This is a genomic window from [Bacillus] caldolyticus (genome assembly GCF_003595605.1).
GTDB lineage: Bacteria > Bacillota > Bacilli > Bacillales > Anoxybacillaceae > Geobacillus > Geobacillus thermoleovorans.
Window position 1 is genome coordinate 497,879 of the sequence record NZ_CP025074.1, and the last position, 20,215, is coordinate 518,093.

Consider the following 20,215-nt stretch of genomic DNA (forward strand, 5'->3'; position numbering starts at 1 on the left):
CCCTTTCAATGGACCGGTTGATCACGCCAGCGAAGCGAGCACAGCCGGCAAGGCCTCCACAACGTCCGACGCCAATACATCCCAAGGCGAATGACCGTGTTGAACAAGCCAATCAGCAGCCTTTCCATGCACGAACGCCGCATTGCTCACCGCAGGCTGCACCGCCTCGTGCTGCAACAAAAACGCCGCCACGATGCCCGTCAACACGTCACCGCTGCCGCCTTTCGCCAAAGCCGGGTTGCCGGTCGTGTTGACATATTGCGATCCATCCGGCGCCGTAACAATCGTATACGGCCCTTTCAACACGACATACACGCCATATTCCATCGCCAACCGCTTGGATAACCCAAAGCGGTCGTGCTCGACCTCGCGAATGGAGCGACGGACGATGCGCGCCATTTCCCCCGGATGAGGGGTGATCACCGTCGGCGCGCTTCGGCGGCGCACCTGTTCAGCGTAATCATCCCAGAAAAATAGGGCATCGGCATCGAGGATAAGGGGCACCGGCTTTCGCACCAACTCCCCAACAAGACGGCGCACCCCTTCCGTTCTCCCCATGCCTGGACCAACGGCGAGCGCATCGACATCCAGCCCGTCCCAATCGGCCGCGCCGGCAAACGCTCCCCCTTCGGCCGGCCATGGCCTGCACATCGCCTCGGGCATCCGATTGGCAACCGCTTCGTACACTGTTTCTGGAACAGCCATGGTCACAAGTCCGGCCCCGCTTCGCAGCGCTGCCTTGGCGGCGAGCGTCACTGCTCCTGCCATAGCTTTCGATCCGCCGACTACAAGCAGTTTGCCATACGTTCCTTTATGCGAGGACCGCCTCCGCTTTGGCATCGTCCGCATGACATCGCTTCGCTCCCACACGAACCGACGGGCTGCATTCGTTTTGACCACGAGCGGCGGAATGCCGATATCTACAACGGCGAGTTCCCCGTAATAATCGGCCGCTGGGAATGTGTACGCCCCAAGCTTCGGGCATTGAATGGTGAGCGTCATATCCGCGCGAACGGCCGCGGCGACATCACCGCCATCCGCCGGCACCCCGCTTGGCACATCGATTGCATACACAACAGCCCGCGAGCGGTTCAGTTGTTCAATGATTTCTTGATACGGAGAGCGAACCTCGCCTTTCACGCCGATGCCAAGGAGCGCATCAATGATCACGTCGTAGTGCGGCGCACGCATCGCAAACTCTTGTTCATTCCCTTCATACGGAATCCACGAATACCCGGACCGCTCGTACACCTCAAGCGCGGTGCGCGCCGCTCCTTTCACCTTTTCCTTTGGTGGAATGAGCCATACATCGGTTTCGTAGCCGCAGCTTTTCAACATACGGGCAACGACAAACCCATCCCCGCCGTTGTTGCCCGCCCCGGCAAGCACCGCCACCCTATCAGCGCGCGGAATCCGCCCTTTCAGCACCCGAAACAGCGCCTGCCCTGCGTTTTCCATCAACGAATCAGCGCTGATGCCGATCCGCTCCGTCACTTCTCGGTCGATGGCGTACATTTCATCAGATGTTACGACCGGAATCATTCTCCTTCCTCCTCTCTTCTTTTGGCCTTCGTCCCCTTTGGCGCTCCATCTTTTGCACATGTTGGCCATGGGAGAATCAGGCTTTGAGAACGAACCACGATGTCCGATGGAACGGTCTTCATGGAGCGTTCATGAAACGTTTGGCATTCCCTGCCGCGCCTTCCCATCATCAATGTATGATTTAGGGAAGCCTTGCCGGAACAGCCGGCGGCTGCGTCTAGGCGCATTTTCATTGGAGCGGCGTCATCCCTTTATCGCCGTGTTGCTCGCCTTGTCCTACCCGCTTATCCGCTATGCAGAAAAACGACGGCCATCGCCTTCACGATGACCGCCGCCTCGATTACGGCTGCTTGGCGATCACTTGCAGCCCAAACTGCAGGCAATCGTCGCAAATTGCCGCCAGCGGACCTTTGGCCAGCCTTGGTTTTTCTTTGAGACAAAACGAGCAGCGGCCGCCGCCATGCGCCTCTTCTGCCTCCAAGGCCAGCGTTTCCTCAAGTTTTTCCAATGAGAAGACAGCCAACGCCTCGTATACGTTATCAAGCAAATGATCATCAATATAGGCACATTTTCCTTCCCAACGGAGCGCGATGAGTTTCGCCGCCACCGCCATCCCTTCGTAAAACCGGCGCCGATCCTCGTTCTCCCTTTGCTCGGCCATAGCGATCAATTCATCGGCAAAACGCTCAAGCGCCCGAGGCGTGCATTCATCAAGCCACCGTGTTGTTCCGTTTGCCATATCCATTTCCCCTCCCACGTTTCTTTCCCTTTTCAATACGACAAACGGGCGTATTTTCCTTCTTCACCACAGCGGCCATTCATCAAGAAAGCGGGATCGCAGCTCAGGCGGCGGCAGCTGACAATGATCGCGCTTCAGAGTGAGACGATGCCGATGGTTGGCGACCGTGTCATATATATGATCGCGCAACAGCCGAGGGATGAGAAATCCAGACGCTGCCAGCCAATTCCAAGGCCAAGCAAGACGACGTCCGATGCGCAGGACAGCATCAGATTTTACATAACAGCACCCGTTCTCGATGAGGACGACGCTGTCTCCCGCTGACATCTCCTGCTTGGCTAACAATGCTTGACCAACGGCGCTCTGTTGCGCCGCAAAGCGGAACACCGCCTGGCGGTCGCGGGCGGCGATCCAGTGTGCGCTCGCATGGCAAAACAGGCAATCGCCATCAAATAAGATGACAGGATGCATCACGTTCCCTCCATTGACCGGCTGTCGACCGGCTCGATGCAGGCGATCACGTCGTTTTTCGGCGAGTTGACCAGCGGCGCCACTTCGTACATGCGCATCTCGCTGCTCGGATACGGACGCAGCAACGATTTCAAATACTCGCTGTCGTCTAAACGCGGATCCAGCCAGTCTTCATGCTGCTCGGGAGGCAATATGACCGGCATCCGATCGTGAATGGGGGCGATGAGCTCGTTCGCCCTCGTCGTCATGATCGTGCACGTCTCAAGCGGCCCGCTCGCTCCCTCCCAGCGCTCCCACAGACCGGCAAACCCAAACGGCGCATCCGTTGCAAGCGTAAACCGATACGGCACTTTTTTCGATCCCTCTTTTTTCCACTCATAAAATCCATCGGCTAAAATCAAACAGCGCCGCCGCTTGAACGCATGGCGAAAACTCGCCTTCTCATCGACTGTTTCCGCCCGGGCGTTGATCATTTTGACACCGATGCGATCATCTTTCGCCCAAAACGGCACAAGCCCCCAGCGCATCATTTTGCCGATTCGCTCCCCTTCTTCCACAATGACCGTCAACACCTCCTGGCTCGGGGCGATGTTGAACCGAGGCGCAAGCGAACCTTGATAACGGAAACGAAACAACGCCCGCAATGTTTCCAAATCAACTGTCAACGTAAACCGACCGCACATGGCATTCACTCCTCGATTCGTTGATCAATGCCATCTTCATTCTCTATTTCTTCCATTATAATACAAAAAGCGGCCGAACACGAATCGCAGCCGCCTTACGAAGAAGTTTTTACCAATGAGCGCAAAAACGCCGACACTCTTTCTACATACTCATCGCTGTAGAGAGAAAAACTTTTCACATGATCCGCTTTGTCCGTCAGCCATAGTTGAAACGCATGCGGATGGGTGTTGTACAACTTCACACTTTCTTTGTATGGAATCGAACGGTCGTCTTTGCTGTGGATGAACAAAATCGGCCTCGGCGCGACACGATCGACCGCATGGATGGGCGAAGACACACCCAAATCCAAATCCGCAAGCGCCGGGACGATCGCTAAAATCAAATACGTAAACGGCACATCGGGCAAGTGCGTCCATACCGGCATATTGGCGCGCAAATACGATTCGAGGTCGCTAAACGGGCTGTCCGCAATCACCCCGCGAACATCGCTGTCTTCTGCCGCCGCCAAAATCGATGTCGCCGCCCCCATTGAAACGCCGTATAAGGCGACTGGCTCGCGATAGTGCCGCTTCGCGTAATCGATGACGCCAAGCAGATCGTCTTTCTCTTTGACGCCGATCGTAATCATATCGCCTCCCGACTCGCCGCTCGCGCGAAAATCAAACAAGATGACGCGGTACCCGTCGTCAACAAGCCGCTTGGCGAGCGGCAAAAACGGCACGTTTTTCTGAATCCGGTTGCCGGCATACCCATGGGCAAAAATGACCGTCATCTTCGCCGCTCCTTTAGGCGGAATGATCCAGCCTTCGAGCGCCGTTTTCCCATCTTTGCTTGTAAATGTCGCACTTTCATACGCCATGCCATAGTCTTTCGGCGTCATGGTAACCGGCTCGCGCGGTTTATGCGTCAGCTGCCAGCCGACATAAACGGACAAACCGACGCAGGCGAGCAACCCCAAAATGACAACGCCAATGGCCGCAGAAATCCAAACGCGCCGTTTTGTCCGGCGCGGCGTGCGCACCACTTCCATGTCCGTTTTCCCCTTCCTTTCTTTCATCCTACTTGTTGAATTGCTCATTTGGCAGTCAAAAAAAGAGATGTCCGCCAAAAACGAACATCCCTTTCGCCCATGGCCCGCTTCATGCCGCCAACTTACGAATGCGCGAGCGGCGCAGACGCTCCTTTACATCTGACGATCAAGTCAAACTCGCGCACCGACGTCATGCGTTCATCGACGAGCCCGCGCTCCCAAACATGGCGCAAAAACAGCTCAGCGATCAACCTGTTCCGTTCGTCTTCTTGCCCGCGTTCAAGGGCGATGATGCTCAAATACAGATCGCACATCCGATTGGCGATCGCTTTCGCGTGGAACGTCTGGACCTCTTCCGACTGGCCGTTAAGACGCGCCAGTGCTGCCCCCCATTCCTTAAGCCCTTCTTCGACCGGGCGGGCGAGCGGCTTCACGTCAGCTGCCAAACGCTCAAGGCGCTCCTGCATCTCGGCGGCAAACCGTTCGTGGATGCGATATTTGCGCATCAACCGCAGCACCTCGAGCGCCAAAATGTTCGCCGTCCCCTCCCAAACCGTCAGCACTTGCGCATCGCGCAACAGGCGTGGCGTGACAAAATCTTCAATATACCCGTTGCCTCCATGCATTTCAATCGCCTCATGGCTGAACGCGATTGCCTCTTCGGCGGTGCGCATCTTAAGGAGCGCAATCAGCAGCCTGAGCCATGCTTTCTCCGCCTCGCTCGCTTCATGCGGCGCGGCCATGACGCGGTCAAACAAGGCGATCATGTCAAAGCAGGCGCTCGTTTCCACTTCCTGTCTCGCCGTCAAATTGGCAAGCGTCTCGCGCACCATCGGGTAATCCGTCAAGACATGGCCAAAGGCAGTGCGTCGCTCAGCGTATTGTTTCGCCTCTTCAAGCGCCCGCTTCATGATGCCGACGGAAGCAACCGCATTGCAGACGCGCGAGAGATTAAGCGCTTCCATCATATAGTAGAAGCCTTTCCGCGGATCGCCGACCACATACGCCTCGGCCCCGTCAAACACGACTTCGGCCGACGGCACGGCGCGCACTCCTAACTTATCTTTCAGGCGGCGAATCGAGATGCCGTTTAACGTCCCATCCTCCTTGCGCCACGGGACAAGGAACAAGCTCAGCCCTTTCGTCCCCGGCCCGCTCCCGTCGATGCGCGCCAATACAAGCGCCACGCCGCAGCGGCCGGCATTGCTGGCAAAATATTTTTCCCCATATAGTTTATAATGGTCGCCGCACGGCACAGCACGCACCGCGTTGGCGCCAACGTCCGACCCGCCTTGGCGCTCGGTTAAAAACGTCGCCCCTTCATACAGTTCGACCTCACCGGTGGAAGTGACATGGGGCAAGTACCGTGCTTTTAACTCGTCGTCGGCGAAATGTTCAAGCACATAGGCGGTTGCCATCGTCAGCGTCACCGGACAATAAAACCCGGGCTCAGCTTGGGATAAAATGTACCCTTGGGCGTACGAATACATGTAGTTTCCTTTTCTTCCAAGCTCGGGAATCGGTTTGTGCACATAACCGACAATGCCCGTTTCGTACGTCTGTTTTGCCGTCTGCACGTATCCTTCGTTTACCCATACTTCGGAAATGTCGTTCCCAAACCGGTCGTACTTGATGAGGCGCGGCTGCCCTTCGCGGTCGGTGTGCACGGCGCGGCGGTCGACGTCCGTCAAGCAAAATTCGTAAAACGACGCGAGCTTTTCTTCCGCATACCGATACAATTCGTCATCCAAATGCCGTTTCAAATTCGCCAGCAAATTCGGATCGACTTCATAAAGCGGTTTCATCGTCTCTCCCCTTTCCCCTCTTCTTATCGTCCCTGTGCTCCCTGCGCCGTCGTCTCCCACATCCGCAGCACTTGTTTCAACACTTTTCCCGTCGCATTGCGCGGCAGTTCAGCGATCGCCTCATACAGACGCGGAATTTTATAGTCAGCCAGCTTGTCAGATAGGAAACGCTTGCACTCTTCCGCAAGCGGTTCGAGCGGTTGGCTCAATACAACAAACGCTTTTGCCGTTTCGCCCCACTCCGGATGCGGCACGCCGATCACGGCAACATCGGCGATCGCCGGATGCGTTCGCAGCACATCTTCGACTTCCTTTGGATAAATGTTGACACCGCCGGAAATGATGACATCTTTTTTCCGGTCGACGATCCAAATGTAGCCGTCTTCATCGCGGCGCGCCAAATCGCCGGTGTACAGCCAGCCGTCTTTGATCACCTCGTTCGTTTTTTCTTCGTCCTTGTAGTATCCTTTCATGATGCTCTCCCCGCGCAGCACGATCTCCCCGACCTCGCCGGGCGCAACTTCCTGTCCGTTCTCATCGACGAGGGCCACCTCGCAATGAAGAGCGGCATCTCGGCCGACGCTCCCCGCTTTTTCGCCATGCTCCTCAGGAGACAAGTACGTCCCGTTCGGGCCGGCTTCGGTCAAACCGTATAAACACATCATCCGCCCGGCGCCAAAGCGGCTGGCGACAAACTTCACTTCCTCACGCGACAGCGGAGCCCCGCCGTACATCCAGCAACGGACCGAAGAAAGGTCGTATTCGTCAAACCGCGGATGCTTCGCCGTCAACAAATACGCCACTGGCGCGCCGAAAAAGTGGGTGATCTTGTGACGCTCGACCAGTTCGAGCAACGCATCCGGGGAAAACGCAGGCGCTAGGACATGGGTCGCACCGACGTACGTGCCGCCTATGAAAAACAAATGAAGCGGCGCTGAGTGGCTGAGCGGCATGAGATGCAGCAGGCGGCTTTGACGGTCGATTTTCGTTTCGATCACGATCATGTCCGCAACCGTGATCACATTGCGATGCGTGAACAACACCCCTTTTGGCCGCCCCGTTGTCCCCGATGTATACAAAATCGTCGCCTCATCATCCTCTTTGGCTGGGCAGACGATCTCTTCTGGATCACCCGAATCGATCAACTCCTCGAGCGACAGCCAACCGCCTTCCGCCTTCCCGGTCTTCACCCAGATTCCATCGCTTCCACCGACAAGCGGGGCGAGCACTTGATGCACCAAATCGTGGGCGATGAGCGCCTTTGCCTCGCTATGGCCGAGAATATACTGCACCTCAGCCGCCGTCAAGCGCGCGTTAATCGGCACAACAACCGCGCCAAGGCGCAAAACAGCAAAGTACGAAACGGCAAACTCCTTGGTATTGGGCATATACAGCGCGACTTTATCGCCGCGTCCCACACCAAGCCGAGCCAATGATGAGGCCAAGCGATTGACCATGCAGTTGACCTCGGCATACGACAGCGATGATTCTCCTTCGATGACCGCCGTTTTCTCTGGAAATTTCCTCGCATTCCGGGCGAGCAGCTCTGAAATGTTCATCCATCCGATTCCTCCCATTCTCGCAATCGCTGTTCAAAATCGGAAAGCAGCGCTTCCATCTCCGCCTTCAGCTGAAGCAAATCCTCGATCCGCTCGCTCACCTCCTTCAATTTCCGCCGCCCGTATTCGACCGTTTTTTCAAGCTGTTTCTTCCCCGTGCGATCCTCATCAAACAGCGCAATCATCTCATGAATTTCGTCAAGCGAAAAGCCGAACCGTTTGCCGCGCAAAATGAGCTTGAGTTTCGCCCGCTCCTTTTTCGTATACAGCCGCTGCCCTGACTCGGTCCGGATTGGGGAGAGCAATCCGCGTTCTTCATAATAGCGGATCGTCCGTGTGCTCACATCAAACTCTTGCGCCAAATCGGAAATGGTGAAATAGTGCATGGCCATCCCTTTTCTAGAATCAATATTCTGAATTTTATTTTAATTGACGTTTACGTAAAAGTCAACGAATATGAAAGCAAAGAAACAGTCATCCTCCCCCTTCTCCGTGTCCATTCTCTCCGCCATCCAACCATCAATATGGAAAAAATGGATCTGGGAGCCGTCGGCGAAAGGAGACATCCTAAGCCAATGCAAAGAAAGAGACAGTCGACCGAACGCACAGGTCATCAGCACTGAAACGCTTTTCCATTATTCATGGCGGCCAGAAGCGAATCGGACGGCATGGGTCGATATACGCGCCGCTGATTCCCTGGCGAAATCACCATGACAAAAGAAAAAAGCCCCTGTCTAAGGAGCCGTTTCCTCACCCGCCCGCCCCGGTGTAAAAGCGCAAGGCAAACCGCCAAAAGCGACGGGCCAGCCATAAAAAGAGAATGGCCGCAGCCAAAGCCGCCAGCGCTGTCGGGATGCGCCATTTTCCAAGCAGCGCCAAAGCCGGCGTATTGGTGATCAACACCGCCGGCAAGATGTAGGTAATCACCAACCGCACCGCCCCGCGGTACATGCTGCCGGGAAAGCGGGCCGTATCAAAAAACGAATCGAAAATAAACGACAAGTCATCGATGCGCACGACCCAAAACGAGGTCGTCATCAACATCATCCATAGCGAATAAATGAGCAAAAGAGAAGCGACCATCACGATCAGAAACATGCATACGTCGGCCGCCGATGGCACGTAGCGTTCAACATACAAGCCGAAGCCGATGACGCCGATGCCAAGCGCCACATCGATAAGCCGCCAAAAGACAAGGTGGCGGAAGCTGACGTAAAACATGCTGTCGACCGGTTTCGTCAAAATATAATCGAGCGTGCCGCGCCTGACATGCTCAAGCAGCCTTGGCATGTTCGGGCGGAGCGCAAAATCGATGAATCCGCGCAGCGTATTAAAGACGCCGAGCAGCACAAGCACTTCCCCATACGTCCAGCCGCCTAAGCGATCCGTCTGGTAAAAAAAGATATGGACGGTCAACAGAGCGATTGCGATGCCAAAAAAGCTGGCGATAAAATTGCCGAAAAATTCGCTCCGGTATTCCATTTCCTCGACCAAACAAGCGCGGAAAAACTCGCGGAACACCCGCCCGTATCGCCGCATGTTCATCCACCTACCGCCTGATTTTTTCTCATCCCCGCTTTCCACAGCCATTGCAAAGCACCAATCAGCGCCATCATCCACCCGGCGGCGATCGCAAAGCCGCGCGCCAACTCTCCTCCATCCGCCGCCCCGGTGGCGATTTCGATCGGAAAACTGATCATATAGCGAAACGGCAGCCACTCGCTCCATTCGCGAAGCTGCGGCGGAAGCAGCTCAAGCGGCGCGATCCGTCCTGACAAAAACAACGAAATGACGTCGATCACGCCGTACACAGCCGCCACTTTCGTCATCCAAAACGCAAGCAACCCGCACGAGTAACTAAGCAAAAAACGAAGCGCCGCACCCAATACAACCGCCATCAAAAACAACATGATTTGACTTGCCGTCATGTGAGGACGAAGCGCCGGCCAAAATGTCGCTGCCACTACCCAGACAGGCACTAAAATGACGGCAAACAGCCATTTATAAATGATGTTTTCCGCGATCGCCCAATGGATCGGGTGAAGCGGCCGCAGCAACCAATTCGAAAACGTCCCTTCGCGAATTTCACGGTCCAGCTCCCATACATCCCACGCGCTCGTCATTCGTTCGACAAAAATGACGGCCATAAAATAAAAGACAAACGAATCGCTCTCTTCCGGATGAATGTTCATCCAGACAAACATCGTGATCAGCGGCTGCGTGATCGCACCCGTCATCCAGACGAACGTCGCCAAACGATACGCGAGCATTTCGATGTATTTCATCCGCAACAAAGCGATATATTTGCGAATCATACACGCTCCTCCTGAAACGCGCGCGTAATCACTTCCTCAAGCGGCGGGTCTTCAATATTGATGTCGCGGACATCAAACCGCTCTAATAACCGCGCTGCTGTCCCCGCCGCCTTCTCGCGCGCCACCCGCAATACGACTGTTCCTTCTTCGATTTCCGCCACTTCGCCATACTCTCCCCAATCCATGTCCGGAACCCGTGAAAACCGGACTTCCAATCGCTTGTACGGCGCCAGCTTCTCCGTCAGCACTGACAGTTCCCCGTCGTAAATCAATCGCCCGTAGTTGATGATCATCACCCGGTCGCAAAGCGCTGCAACATCACCCATGTAATGCGATGTCAACAAAATCGTCGTCTCGTGCTCCCGATTGTAGTCAACGATAAAGCGACGCACGTTTTCTTGCGTATGAACGTCAAGCCCGATCGTCGGCTCATCCAAAAACAACACTTGCGGCCGATGCAAAAGCGCCGCCGCCAGCTCGCAGCGCATCCGCTGCCCGAGCGACAGACTGCGCGTCGGCTTGTCCAACAGCGACGCCAAGTCGAGCAGTTCCGTCAATTCCTCGAGCGTCTGGCGGAAAGCCCGATCGTCGATGTCATAAATGGCTTTATTGACCAAAAACGTCTCCATCGGCGGGATGTCCCAAATGAGCTGGCTTTTTTGCCCCATCACCAAGCTCATCATTTTTTTAAACTCCGGCTTTTGCTCAAACGGCACAAACCCGCCGACCGTGATCTCTCCTGATGTCGGATGCAAGAGGCCAGCAAGCATTTTCATCGTCGTCGTTTTCCCCGCCCCGTTTGGACCTAAAAAGCCGACAATCTCCCCTTTTTCAATCGTAAACGAAACGTCCTTCACCGCCTCAATGACGCGGTAGTCGCGCCGCCATAAACTGCGCGCCGCCTCAAGCCATCCCGCTTCGCGGCGATGGACGCGGAACGATTTATGCAAATGGCTGACACGGATCACCATGTTCATCCTCCAGTATGTGCATACTACTGACATTCTTTTGTTATATCACATTCGAAGGACGCGCCGCAAAGAAAAACGTTTCGTCATCTTTCTTCTATCATCTCTTTCTTTCGTCATGTATAATAGAAGGAGAATCGAACCAGAAAGGGGATTGTCGAATGGGAGCGATCTCAAATGAAATGATTTGGCAAGCCATTAAAGAACTTGCCGAGCAGCTGCAACAAACGAACGGACAAGTGCAGCAACTGGGCCAACAGGTGCAACAAACAAACGAGCAAGTGCAGCAACTGGGCCAACAGGTGCAACAAACAAATGAGCAAGTGCAGCAACTGGGCCAACAAGTCCAACACCTTAACAGCCAAGTGCAGCAGCTGAACCACCAAGTACAGCAAACTCATGAGCAAGTCGACCAGCTCGCCAAACAAGTGCAGCAAACGAATGAGCAACTCAACCAATTAAGCCAGCAAGTGGCCGACATGGACAAACGGATCACCGATGTCGCCAACGGCCAAAACATTTTAGTTGAAGAGCTGTTCGAAAACAAAAAGGAGATCAAGCGGGTCAAGACGGCGCTCAATATGTACTAGACGTCAGTCCGCTCCATTTCGTTGATCTCTTCGACGTTTAAAGCTTGTTCCATATCCTGTGTGAACATAGCCATCATCAAACAACATCCCCCTGCTTACGTCATACTAAAACTCCGAATCATCGTCGCCGCAAATGAAGCCCGGAAGGTTCTCCTAAACAGATCTTCCGGACTTTCTCATCATGAAAACGGACACCGTCTCGTCTCATCGCCCCAACATCTCTTTCACCGTCGTCCGCTCCTCAATCACCGATGGATTTCCAAACTGGCCTAGTCCGCTTGCTTTCTTCCATGCCCCCGACTCCTCTATTTATAATTCACTAATACATAGAAAGGTTGTTATTAAGCATCGTCACTTAATAACAACCTTTCGCATTTCAGCTTGTCTGCGTCTTCGCCGCCAGCGTCTTCGCCAGCTCGAGGAAAAAGTCGAGCGCCTCTGGATTGGCCATTGAGCCCGGGTTGACTGCCTTTTCGAGCGGGAAGCCTAAGAGCAGTTTCCGGATCGGAATCTCCATTTTCTTTCCATTTAGCGTTTTCGGAATTTGCTTCACCTCGTAAATTTCATCTGGAACAAAGCGCGGCGAGACGTGTTGCCGAATCGATTGGCGGATGCGTTCTTTCAGCTCGTCATCGAGCACTGCGCCCGGCTTGAGGACGACAAACAGCGGCATAAACGATTGCTTGCCCATCATTTCCAAATCGACAATGAGGCTTTCGAACACCCCGTCGACCGCTTCGACCGCACGGTAAATTTCGCTCGTGCCCATGCGGACGCCGGCGCGGTTGATCGTCGAGTCGGAGCGTCCGTAAATGACGCATCCCCCTTGTTCGTCAATTTTAATCCAGTCGCCGTGCTTCCAGACGCCCGGGTACGTGTCAAAATAGCTGTTCCGATACCGTTCGCCGTCTGGATCGTTCCAGAAAAAGAGCGGCATCGACGGCATTGGTTTTGTAATCACAAGTTCACCGACTTCATTCACAAGCGGCTGGCCGTTTTCGTCAAACGCCTGCACATCCGCGCCCAACGCGCGGCACGAGAGGATGCCGGCGCGCACCGGCAAAATCGGCGAACCGACGACAAACGCGGTGCACACATCCGTTCCGCCGCTGCATGATGCCAGGCAAATGTCATCCTTGACGTTTTCATACACCCAGGCGAACCCTTCGACCGTCAGCGGCGAACCGGTCGAGAGCACGGCCTCGAGCTTTGACAAGTCATATTGCTCTTTTGGCTTCAGGCCGAGCTTCATGCAGATGTTGATAAACGCCGCGCTTGTGCCGAAATGGGTGATGCCTGCCTTCTCGGCGAGCTCCCATAAAACGTTGCCATCCGGATACGTCGGGCTGCCGTCATAGAGCACGATGGTCGACCCGGCCAGCAGTCCGCCGACGAGAAAGTTCCACATCATCCATCCAGTCGTCGTAAACCAGAAAAACGTGCTGTCTTTCGTCAAGTTTTCTGAAATCGTCAATGCTTTCAAATGTTCAAGCAAAATGCCGCCATGCCCTTGGACGATCGGCTTCGGCAAACCGGTCGTTCCCGAAGAATACAAAATCCAAAGCGGATGGTCAAACGGAACGTCTTCATAGACGAGCTCCGCCTTGTCCGCCACGACATCATCCCACAGCACGACGCCCTCATCCGGTGCTTCCATCTGCCCGCGCCAATACGGAAGCAGCACCGTCTTTTTCAATGACGGCAATTTGGCGCGCAATTCGGATACGACCGGCATTTTGTCAAATTCTTTGCCGTTGTATTGGCAGCCGTCGACGGCAAACAAGACAGTCGGCTCGATTTGCGCGAACCGGTCAATGACGCTGCCAGCGCCAAAATCCGGCGAGCAGCTTGACCAAATGGCGCCGATCGAGGCGCACGCCAAAAACGCCATCACCGTCTCGGGGATATTCGGCATATACGCGACGACGCGGTCGCCGCGCTTCACTCCCATCGCTCGCAATGCTTTGGCGATCGCCGCCGTTTTTTCGCCGAGCTCCTGCCATGACACTTCCCGGTACGGCACGCGTTCCGAGCGGAAAATGATGGCCGGGCGGTCGGCGCGCGCATGCCGGAAAATATGTTTCGCATAGTTGAGCGCAGCGCCTGGAAACCACTCCGCCCCTGGCATCTTCCGCTCCCGCAGCACACACTCATACGGCGTTGCCGCCTGAACACCACAATATTCCCAAACCGTTTCCCAAAATTCTTCAAGATGCTCAACTGACCATGTCCATAGTTCGCGGTACGAGTTAAATGACAACTCCTTTTTCTCTTTCAGCCAGTCCATATACCGTCGAATGTTCGATTGCCGAATTTGCTCCTCCGTCGGCTGCCAAAGAATCGTCCCTTCCGTAATCGCTTTCATTTCATCGTGCGTCAATGGACGCCGTCACCGCCTTTCTGCCGATAGTTTGTTCAGACTATTCATATGATAACATGATTTCCTATTGTTTTGAATAGTCGCCAGTTCGACAACTCTGTCAGAAAAAGATGAAACAAATTTGTTGACAACAGCGAGGCAACTGGAATATGATAAACACAAAAGTTGGTCTAAGCAAAAAAAATGTCTTTTATAAAAAATATTAACCGGAGGGAAACTTTTATGGCACAAGGAAAACGTTGCCGCCTCTCCGATATGAAACCGGGCGATCGCTTTCGCATCGAAAAGGTTGATGTTCCTGATCCTATGTTAAAAAGGCGGTTGCTTGATTTGGGATTTGTACCCGGCGGGGAAGTGAAGGTTGGACAAAGAAGCCCGCTTGGCGACCCGACCGCCTATCGCGTTTGTGGCACGACGATCGCATTAAGGAAAGAAGAAAGTGACTATATTTACGGGGAGAAGATCAGCCATGACTGATATGACGTATACGATTGCCTTAATGGGAAATCCGAACACCGGCAAAAGCACGTTGTTCAACGTCTTAACGGGCCTGCGCCAACATACCGGCAACTGGCCCGGGAAAACGGTCACTCATGCGGAAGGAGAATGCCGCCACCGCGGCACGTTGTACCGGATCGTCGACTTGCCGGGAACGTATTCGCTCTATTCCAATTCAGCCGATGAAGAGGTGGCGCGCGATTTTCTCCTGTTTCAACGTCCTGACGTCACGGTCGTTGTGGTCGACGCTACGGCATTAGAACGCAACTTGAATCTAGCGCTTCAAGTATTGGAAATGACCGACCGCGTCATTATCGCTATCAATTTGATGGATGAAGCGAAAAAGAAAGGCATTCATATCAATACAAAAAAATTAGCCGTCAAACTCGGCGTGCCGGTCGTGCCGATCTCGGCCCGCAACCGGGAAGGAATCGATGCACTGCTTGATACAGTGGATGCCATGGCGCATGGCCGCATCAACACCAACCCGCTTTCCATCCGGTACAGCCCGGAAATCGAACGAGGCATTGCCAAACTTCTTCCACTCGTGAAAGACGTGATGGGAGACACGTATCCTGCTCGCTGGATCGCTCTTCGTCTCCTTGACGGCGATACATCGCTGCTTCAAGCGCTGAAACAACCGCCGCAACCATTGATCAAGGAGGGGAACGCGTATGCCTGCTGCGGATCTGTCAAATCAGTTTGACCAGCTAATGAAAGAAGCCAAGTCATTAGCACCGGCTGACACGCGTGAACAGATCGTTTCTGCCATTTTCCAAACGTCAGCTGCGCTTTCTCAAGAATGTGTCACGCATACAGCGGTCGCAAAACGTGATCGAACGGAACAAATTGACCGGATCGTCACGTCGAAGCGGTGGGGATTTCCAATTATGCTGGCGCTGCTCGCCGCTGTCCTGTACATGACAATCGCCGGCGCCAACGTCTTTTCCGATTCGCTCGCCCGCTTGTTCGGAACGATCGAAACGTATCTCACCATGGCGTTTCAAGCGATGCACGCCCCCGACTGGTTGCACGGCCTCATTGTACTTGGCCTATACCGCGGCACGGCTTGGGTCGTCAGCGTGATGCTGCCGCCGATGGCCATTTTCTTTCCCGTATTCGCGTTGCTCGAAAATTATGGCTACTTGCCGCGTGTCGCCTTTAACATGGATCGCTTGTTTAAAAAAGCGGGGGCGCATGGCAAACAATCACTGACGATGGCCATGGGCTTCGGCTGCAACGCGGCGGCCATCATGTCGACGCGCATTATCGAATCACCGCGCGAACGAATGCTGGCCATTTTGACCAACAACTTCGTCCCCTGCAATGGACGTTGGCCAACGCTGATCCTGCTTTCGTCCTTATTTATGGCAGCCGGCTATACAGGCGGATGGAAAACGTTCGTTACGGCGGGTGTGGTCGTCGCCATGGTGTTGTTTGGCATCGTCGTCACGTTGACCGTTTCATGGGTCTTATCCAAGACGGCCTTGCGCGGCATTCCGACCCATTACACGCTGGAGCTGCCGCCGTACCGACGCCCGAAAATCATGGAGACGATCATCCGGGCCACCCTCGACAAATCACTCTATGTGCTGAAACGGGCGGTAACGGTTGCGGCGCCGGCCGGCATTCTGACATGGGTGCTCGGCAACGTTCACGTGGGAGATACGACCGTGCTGGCGTATTTAGCCGACTGGCTTGACCCATTTGCCAAAGCATTGGGATTGGATGGCTACATTTTGATGGCGTTCATTTTAGGCTTGCCAGCCAATGAAATTGTCGTGCCGATTTTGCTGATGGGCTATTTATCCGCGGGGGCGCTCACTGAAGTCGATGGCCTGCATTCTCTAAAACAAATTTTGCTTGACCACGGCTGGACGTGGCTCACCGCCCTCAATATGATGCTGTTTTCCCTGCTTCACTACCCATGCGGCACGACGCTCGTCAACATTTACAAAGAAACGAAAAGCGCGAAATGGACGTTCGTCGCCTTTGCCTTGCCGACAGCGATTGCCATTGCGGTCACCTTTACGACCGCACAGCTGGCGAGATGGTTGGGGCTTATTTGATCTCTTCTCGAGACTGGCTTAACAGGCTGTCCCGCTCCGAACTTTCTCCTCTCACCTTCTGTTTCAAGAGGAGAGGCTTCTCAGTAAGTAGTGCCGACAATAAAGAAGGATGTCCCGCTTTTTTTGAGGACATCCTTCATGTTTGGCATCGATGTTCCTTGCTAACACCTGCGGATCATATAGAGCCTTCTTGACAAGCCTTCGAACCTTCCGGCCATAAAACGTATAATTGTTGCGCTCCCCCTTTGCTTGATAAAGACCTGGTCGGCGTGGACGCTCAACTTTTTTCGAGGTGTTTCCATCCGATGGGCAAACAACGATTCCTATGCTGATTGTAGGTTGCCCAGCGCTGTCTTTCAGCAATTCCGTGCTGCTCTCTGCTTCCTGCTGAAAAACTCACCTAATTATTCATATCGAAAATTCTTCTCTGCACTTCATGAAATTTCAGTTTCGAAATATATGCGACTTTCTCACTATCGAAAAAATGAGCCAAATACGTTTCGCCAACTTGGGTAATTTTTATTATTTTTTTTAAATTGATAATATAAGAGCGGTGAGTCTTAAAAAAACAATTGTCCAGCTCCCTTTCAATTTCGTTCAGCGTCTCCGTTGTTTCATATTGCTCATTTGCCGTGTGAATGACCGTTTTTCTGCTTTCCTTTTCCACGAATAAAATATCTTCCATCAGCAGCAAAACAATAGAGTTTTTCGATCGGATTCCAAGCCTTTTGCTCGGCTGTTTCGCTTTTACAGCGGCGCATTGCTTGGCCATTTCAATCAATTTGCGGGCCTTTTCCAACGCATAAAAGAGACGCGTTCGCTCAATCGGTTTCACGATATAATCCGTAGCGGACACTTCAAAAGCCTCTACGGCAAATTCATCGTATCCAGTAATAAAAATCACCTGGAGGGCAGGCAAAAGCTGCCTGCATATCTTGACCGCCTCCATGCCATCGAGCCCAGGCATATTGATATCGACCAATACAATATCCGGCTGTTCTTGGAGCACAAGCTGCAAAAACTCCTCTCCGCTTGTCGCCTCAGCCACAACGTTGTAATTGGGGAATAAGTGGATAAAATGCCGCAAAATCGTTCTTGAAGACACATCATCATCAGCAATCACGATTTTTAAATCATTCATTGCTTCCTTCCCTTCTTTCTATCCTCCTATTCCAACTGATCCCCTCGCGATTGACAGAACATCGGCACTCCTAAAATTTCCTCTAACTGAACAATGCGAAATACTTCATTTACTTCCGGTTGTATTCCGAAAATCATCACTTGTTTTCCGTCCTCCTTTAAGGCATCAATGAAATGAACGAGCAGCCCGATCCCCGTCGAATCAACAAAAGGGACAGCTGACAAATCGAAAGAAACCGTATGGAAACACCTGATTTCTTGAAACATCGCTTCCATTGCCTCTGTTGCCTCAATATCTAAGTCCCCTTTAAAATAAACATCTACATTCTGCCCATTTTTCGCCAACTCATATAAAAACATTGTATCCCCCTCAACTTTTTTAATCGAAAATCATTTGTCCGTTTTCGTCTAACGCCGCTTCAATTTGGCGATGTTCTTTTTGGAACGTGTAAGCTGTTTTACCGATTTGAACTATTGTCCCCTCTTTCACCACACCAAATCTCACTGTTTGGCCCTCAGGCACGGCAATGTGTGTAACGACCCCGGAATCTGAACCAGCCTCTTGAATAGACGCCCCTTTTCGGGCGTAGGCGCGGCCGCCGCGCATAACCCCTTTTACGTTTAGAAAACCGCCGGAATGAATCGTACAGTTATAGCATCCTTGGCCAAAAACGGTTATATCGCCGCTGCAGTAGATCGTGCTATTCAACGCGTAGGCCATCTCGATATAACTGCTTTCGCCATTGACATCCGTGTATTGTTTCATTGTTGTCTTTATGTCCTCAAGCAGCTTGGCGAGCTGTTCAAGGGAATGGAGCTCGTTCGGGATGCTCGAGAAAAAACAGCGTTGAAACCGCTCAGCTAAATCGAACCAAACCGGATGAAACTGCTGGCGGTCGCCCCTTTTGGTCACCTCAATATACTTGTGCCCTACTGCAACTAAAGGGCGGAATTTATAATCCATTAAAAGCTTGATTAATGGGAACAGTCCGTTCTGTTTCCAATCTGTCCTTTTAAACGCCGGGGAACTGACTAGCTGCTTTATAGAGGAAATCATTTTTTCAATATATCCTTCGATTGTGATTAACAAATGCGCGAGCTCGGAAGTCAGTATATGGCCTGTTCCCGCCGAGATGACGCTTCCAATGACATTTCGTCTGATAAAGACAGCTTGTTTTGACGTAATCGTCGCTCGAGTGACATTTTGAAATATCGTAATATTGCCCTCCGCCTCGACGCTCATCCCGTCTTCGACGTTGCCGGTAATGTCGACGTCGCCATGAAACCGAATATTGCCCGAACCTAAATCGACGTCGCCTTGATGAGTAAGCTTGTCCACTATAAATATATGCACATCTAGCCCTTGTTGCCGAAATACGGGCCGCCCGTTGGCCAACGCCACAATTTTCGTTCCATTTTCAATCGCCGTTACTCCTTTTCCTAAATAGACAGCCACCGGGTAGACAGGTTTAGGCGGAATCGGCTCATTCGTCACCGTCACGCCCGGAACGCCCGGGACCGGGGGATGAACGATCGCGATGACTTGCCCCGGATGAACGGAAGGAATATTGTTTACTTCGCGGAAATCAACAGTGCCGTCTTCCCGCAGTTTCGGCCCCGCCTGTTTACTGTCCAAATTGACCGTTAACTCCACCCAACCGTTTTTTCCTTGCTGCGGTTTCACTCCTCTAGCAATGACGAAATCACCCGGTTTTGTCGTTTTGGCCGCTTCAGCCATCGCGATAAAATCAAGCCCTTGGACAATATTCAACGATTTTAGTTTTTGCAAAACCGGTTTGTACTCGAGAGTGTTTTGCACTTCAATGTGCTGTTCGGCTTTTAACTCAATATGGTAATCAGGGTCGATATCTTTTATTTGAAAGCGTTTTTTCACCCCCGGCTCTATGCGCAAGATGGCGTGCAGCTTGTCTTCATCAACGATGATATCCCATTTTGTCTCGACCGTTTCCTCCGCCGTTTGTATTTCTAATTGGTCGCCTTCCGTGATGACCGTCGTCCCCGTCACTGGCTCGCCATTTTTTAAAAGCAGAACGCCTTGCCCCACGGTAATGGTCGGATAGCATAGCGGCGATGGACGATAAAAAATTTGCCCTCCTCGTACCCATGCTTTTCCGCTCAAATGATCCTCAGTTACTTTGGACCGCGCTCCGCCCACACTGGCCGAATCGGATTTTTCTTCTTCAGCAACGCTAGACGGCTCAACCTGCCTTTCTACTTTCGTCAGCTTTACAATTGCTGGTTTGAAACCGATGCGCCAAATTCCTTTTGTTTCCCGTTGGATAATTTCGATCTGCACCTCTTCACGTTTGCTTTGCAAAATCGCTAGGCCAACGTGAATCGCCTCATCGATGTTTTTTCCTTTCGAAATGATCGTTTGCCCCATCGCCGCCCCCCCTTGCCAAAA

Annotated in this window: 19 protein-coding genes; 4 read left to right on the forward strand and 15 right to left on the reverse strand. The window is 53.0% G+C overall.

What is annotated here, in order from left to right:
* Positions 1 to 21 precede the first annotated feature (21 nt).
* From CWI35_RS02685 to CWI35_RS02745, 11 genes are all read right to left on the reverse strand, one after another.
* On the reverse strand, positions 22 to 1,542 hold the full coding sequence (locus CWI35_RS02685) for a bifunctional ADP-dependent NAD(P)H-hydrate dehydratase/NAD(P)H-hydrate epimerase (protein ID WP_020278847.1): 1,521 nt from the start codon (positions 1,540 to 1,542) through the stop codon (positions 22 to 24).
* A 340-nt stretch (positions 1,543 to 1,882) separates the two neighbouring features.
* Complete coding sequence (locus CWI35_RS02695) at positions 1,883 to 2,281, reverse strand: hypothetical protein (RefSeq protein WP_021322568.1); 399 nt, start codon at positions 2,279 to 2,281, stop codon at positions 1,883 to 1,885.
* Between the two features lie 63 nt (positions 2,282 to 2,344).
* On the reverse strand, positions 2,345 to 2,752 hold the full coding sequence (locus CWI35_RS02700; protein ID WP_011230991.1) for a thiol-disulfide oxidoreductase DCC family protein: 408 nt from the start codon (positions 2,750 to 2,752) through the stop codon (positions 2,345 to 2,347).
* Positions 2,752 to 3,435 (reverse strand): SOS response-associated peptidase, encoded by a 684-nt coding sequence (locus tag CWI35_RS02705; protein ID WP_014195652.1) that lies wholly within the window; start codon positions 3,433 to 3,435, stop codon positions 2,752 to 2,754. Before CWI35_RS02705 ends, CWI35_RS02700 begins: the two co-directional genes overlap by 1 nt.
* A gap of 95 nt (positions 3,436 to 3,530) precedes the next feature.
* A complete protein-coding gene (locus CWI35_RS02710) occupies positions 3,531 to 4,466 on the reverse strand; it encodes an alpha/beta hydrolase (protein ID WP_011230989.1) in 936 nt (311 codons plus the stop codon).
* A gap of 122 nt (positions 4,467 to 4,588) precedes the next feature.
* Positions 4,589 to 6,271 (reverse strand): acyl-CoA dehydrogenase family protein, encoded by a 1,683-nt coding sequence (locus tag CWI35_RS02715; protein ID WP_011230988.1) that lies wholly within the window; start codon positions 6,269 to 6,271, stop codon positions 4,589 to 4,591.
* Positions 6,272 to 6,294: 23 nt separating this feature from the next.
* Positions 6,295 to 7,830 carry a class I adenylate-forming enzyme family protein gene (locus CWI35_RS02720; RefSeq protein ID WP_011230987.1) on the reverse strand — a complete coding sequence of 512 codons (1,536 nt, stop codon included), beginning with the start codon at positions 7,828 to 7,830 and terminating at the stop codon, positions 6,295 to 6,297.
* Positions 7,827 to 8,216 (reverse strand): MerR family transcriptional regulator, encoded by a 390-nt coding sequence (locus tag CWI35_RS02725; RefSeq protein ID WP_011230986.1) that lies wholly within the window; start codon positions 8,214 to 8,216, stop codon positions 7,827 to 7,829. The genes CWI35_RS02720 and CWI35_RS02725 overlap by 4 nt, the downstream gene beginning before the upstream one ends.
* 364 nt (positions 8,217 to 8,580) lie before the next feature.
* Entirely contained in the window at positions 8,581 to 9,369 is a 789-nt protein-coding gene (locus CWI35_RS02735; protein ID WP_025039200.1) for an ABC transporter permease, read from the reverse strand.
* A gap of 2 nt (positions 9,370 to 9,371) precedes the next feature.
* Complete coding sequence (locus CWI35_RS02740) at positions 9,372 to 10,145, reverse strand: ABC transporter permease (RefSeq protein ID WP_014195648.1); 774 nt, start codon at positions 10,143 to 10,145, stop codon at positions 9,372 to 9,374.
* Positions 10,142 to 11,113: an ABC transporter ATP-binding protein gene (locus CWI35_RS02745; RefSeq protein ID WP_025039199.1), complete on the reverse strand. Its 972-nt coding sequence runs from the start codon at positions 11,111 to 11,113 to the stop codon at positions 10,142 to 10,144. Before CWI35_RS02745 ends, CWI35_RS02740 begins: the two co-directional genes overlap by 4 nt.
* A gap of 161 nt (positions 11,114 to 11,274) precedes the next feature.
* On the opposite strand from CWI35_RS02745, the gene CWI35_RS02750 reads away from it, so the two are divergent.
* Entirely contained in the window at positions 11,275 to 11,703 is a 429-nt protein-coding gene (locus CWI35_RS02750) for a hypothetical protein (RefSeq protein WP_011230982.1), read from the forward strand.
* 376 nt (positions 11,704 to 12,079) lie between these two features.
* Here the strand turns inward: CWI35_RS02750 and CWI35_RS02755 are convergent, their stop codons facing one another.
* Complete coding sequence (locus CWI35_RS02755; RefSeq protein WP_162924036.1) at positions 12,080 to 14,068, reverse strand: acetoacetate--CoA ligase; 1,989 nt, start codon at positions 14,066 to 14,068, stop codon at positions 12,080 to 12,082.
* A gap of 237 nt (positions 14,069 to 14,305) precedes the next feature.
* Between CWI35_RS02755 and CWI35_RS02760 the strand changes: the two genes are divergently transcribed.
* The 3 genes from CWI35_RS02760 to CWI35_RS02770 are packed head-to-tail and all read left to right on the forward strand — an operon-like array spanning position 14,306 to position 16,650.
* A complete protein-coding gene (locus CWI35_RS02760) occupies positions 14,306 to 14,560 on the forward strand; it encodes a FeoA family protein (protein WP_011230980.1) in 255 nt (84 codons plus the stop codon).
* Positions 14,553 to 15,287 (forward strand): FeoB small GTPase domain-containing protein, encoded by a 735-nt coding sequence (locus CWI35_RS02765; RefSeq protein WP_119877461.1) that lies wholly within the window; start codon positions 14,553 to 14,555, stop codon positions 15,285 to 15,287. The genes CWI35_RS02760 and CWI35_RS02765 overlap by 8 nt, the downstream gene beginning before the upstream one ends.
* Positions 15,256 to 16,650 (forward strand): nucleoside recognition domain-containing protein, encoded by a 1,395-nt coding sequence (locus CWI35_RS02770; protein ID WP_119877462.1) that lies wholly within the window; start codon positions 15,256 to 15,258, stop codon positions 16,648 to 16,650. Before CWI35_RS02765 ends, CWI35_RS02770 begins: the two co-directional genes overlap by 32 nt.
* 400 nt (positions 16,651 to 17,050) lie before the next feature.
* On the opposite strand, the gene CWI35_RS02775 is transcribed toward CWI35_RS02770, so the two are convergent.
* From CWI35_RS02775 to CWI35_RS02785, 3 genes are read right to left on the reverse strand one after another with little or no spacing between them, the layout of a single operon-like run.
* Positions 17,051 to 17,791, reverse strand: a complete 741-nt coding sequence (locus CWI35_RS02775; protein ID WP_119877463.1) for a LytR/AlgR family response regulator transcription factor — start codon at positions 17,789 to 17,791, stop codon at positions 17,051 to 17,053.
* Positions 17,792 to 17,817: 26 nt separating this feature from the next.
* Positions 17,818 to 18,150, reverse strand: a complete 333-nt coding sequence (locus tag CWI35_RS02780; RefSeq protein WP_011230975.1) for an STAS domain-containing protein — start codon at positions 18,148 to 18,150, stop codon at positions 17,818 to 17,820.
* 19 nt (positions 18,151 to 18,169) lie between these two features.
* A complete protein-coding gene (locus CWI35_RS02785) occupies positions 18,170 to 20,194 on the reverse strand; it encodes a FapA family protein (protein WP_023634115.1) in 2,025 nt (674 codons plus the stop codon).
* Positions 20,195 to 20,215: the final 21 nt, after the last annotated feature.

Bases quoted from the DNA above. Each gene is read 5' to 3' on its own strand.
- CWI35_RS02700 (WP_011230991.1), bottom strand. From the start codon at position 2,752: ATGCATCCTGTCATCTTATTTGATGGCGATTGCCTGTTTTGCCATGCG.
- CWI35_RS02750 (WP_011230982.1), top strand. From the start codon at position 11,275: ATGGGAGCGATCTCAAATGAAATGATTTGGCAAGCCATTAAAGAACTT.
- CWI35_RS02735 (WP_025039200.1), bottom strand. From the start codon at position 9,369: ATGCGGCGATACGGGCGGGTGTTCCGCGAGTTTTTCCGCGCTTGTTTG.
- CWI35_RS02760 (WP_011230980.1), top strand. From the start codon at position 14,306: ATGGCACAAGGAAAACGTTGCCGCCTCTCCGATATGAAACCGGGCGAT.
- CWI35_RS02755 (WP_162924036.1), bottom strand. From the start codon at position 14,068: ATGAAAGCGATTACGGAAGGGACGATTCTTTGGCAGCCGACGGAGGAG.
- CWI35_RS02765 (WP_119877461.1), top strand. From the start codon at position 14,553: ATGACTGATATGACGTATACGATTGCCTTAATGGGAAATCCGAACACC.
- CWI35_RS02710 (WP_011230989.1), bottom strand. From the start codon at position 4,466: ATGGAAGTGGTGCGCACGCCGCGCCGGACAAAACGGCGCGTTTGGATT.
- CWI35_RS02775 (WP_119877463.1), bottom strand. From the start codon at position 17,791: ATGAATGATTTAAAAATCGTGATTGCTGATGATGATGTGTCTTCAAGA.
- CWI35_RS02740 (WP_014195648.1), bottom strand. From the start codon at position 10,145: ATGATTCGCAAATATATCGCTTTGTTGCGGATGAAATACATCGAAATG.
- CWI35_RS02695 (WP_021322568.1), bottom strand. From the start codon at position 2,281: ATGGCAAACGGAACAACACGGTGGCTTGATGAATGCACGCCTCGGGCG.
- CWI35_RS02705 (WP_014195652.1), bottom strand. From the start codon at position 3,435: ATGTGCGGTCGGTTTACGTTGACAGTTGATTTGGAAACATTGCGGGCG.
- CWI35_RS02720 (WP_011230987.1), bottom strand. From the start codon at position 7,830: ATGAACATTTCAGAGCTGCTCGCCCGGAATGCGAGGAAATTTCCAGAG.
- CWI35_RS02780 (WP_011230975.1), bottom strand. From the start codon at position 18,150: ATGTTTTTATATGAGTTGGCGAAAAATGGGCAGAATGTAGATGTTTAT.
- CWI35_RS02725 (WP_011230986.1), bottom strand. From the start codon at position 8,216: ATGCACTATTTCACCATTTCCGATTTGGCGCAAGAGTTTGATGTGAGC.
- CWI35_RS02715 (WP_011230988.1), bottom strand. From the start codon at position 6,271: ATGAAACCGCTTTATGAAGTCGATCCGAATTTGCTGGCGAATTTGAAA.
- CWI35_RS02685 (WP_020278847.1), bottom strand. From the start codon at position 1,542: ATGATTCCGGTCGTAACATCTGATGAAATGTACGCCATCGACCGAGAA.
- CWI35_RS02785 (WP_023634115.1), bottom strand. From the start codon at position 20,194: ATGGGGCAAACGATCATTTCGAAAGGAAAAAACATCGATGAGGCGATT.
- CWI35_RS02770 (WP_119877462.1), top strand. From the start codon at position 15,256: ATGCCTGCTGCGGATCTGTCAAATCAGTTTGACCAGCTAATGAAAGAA.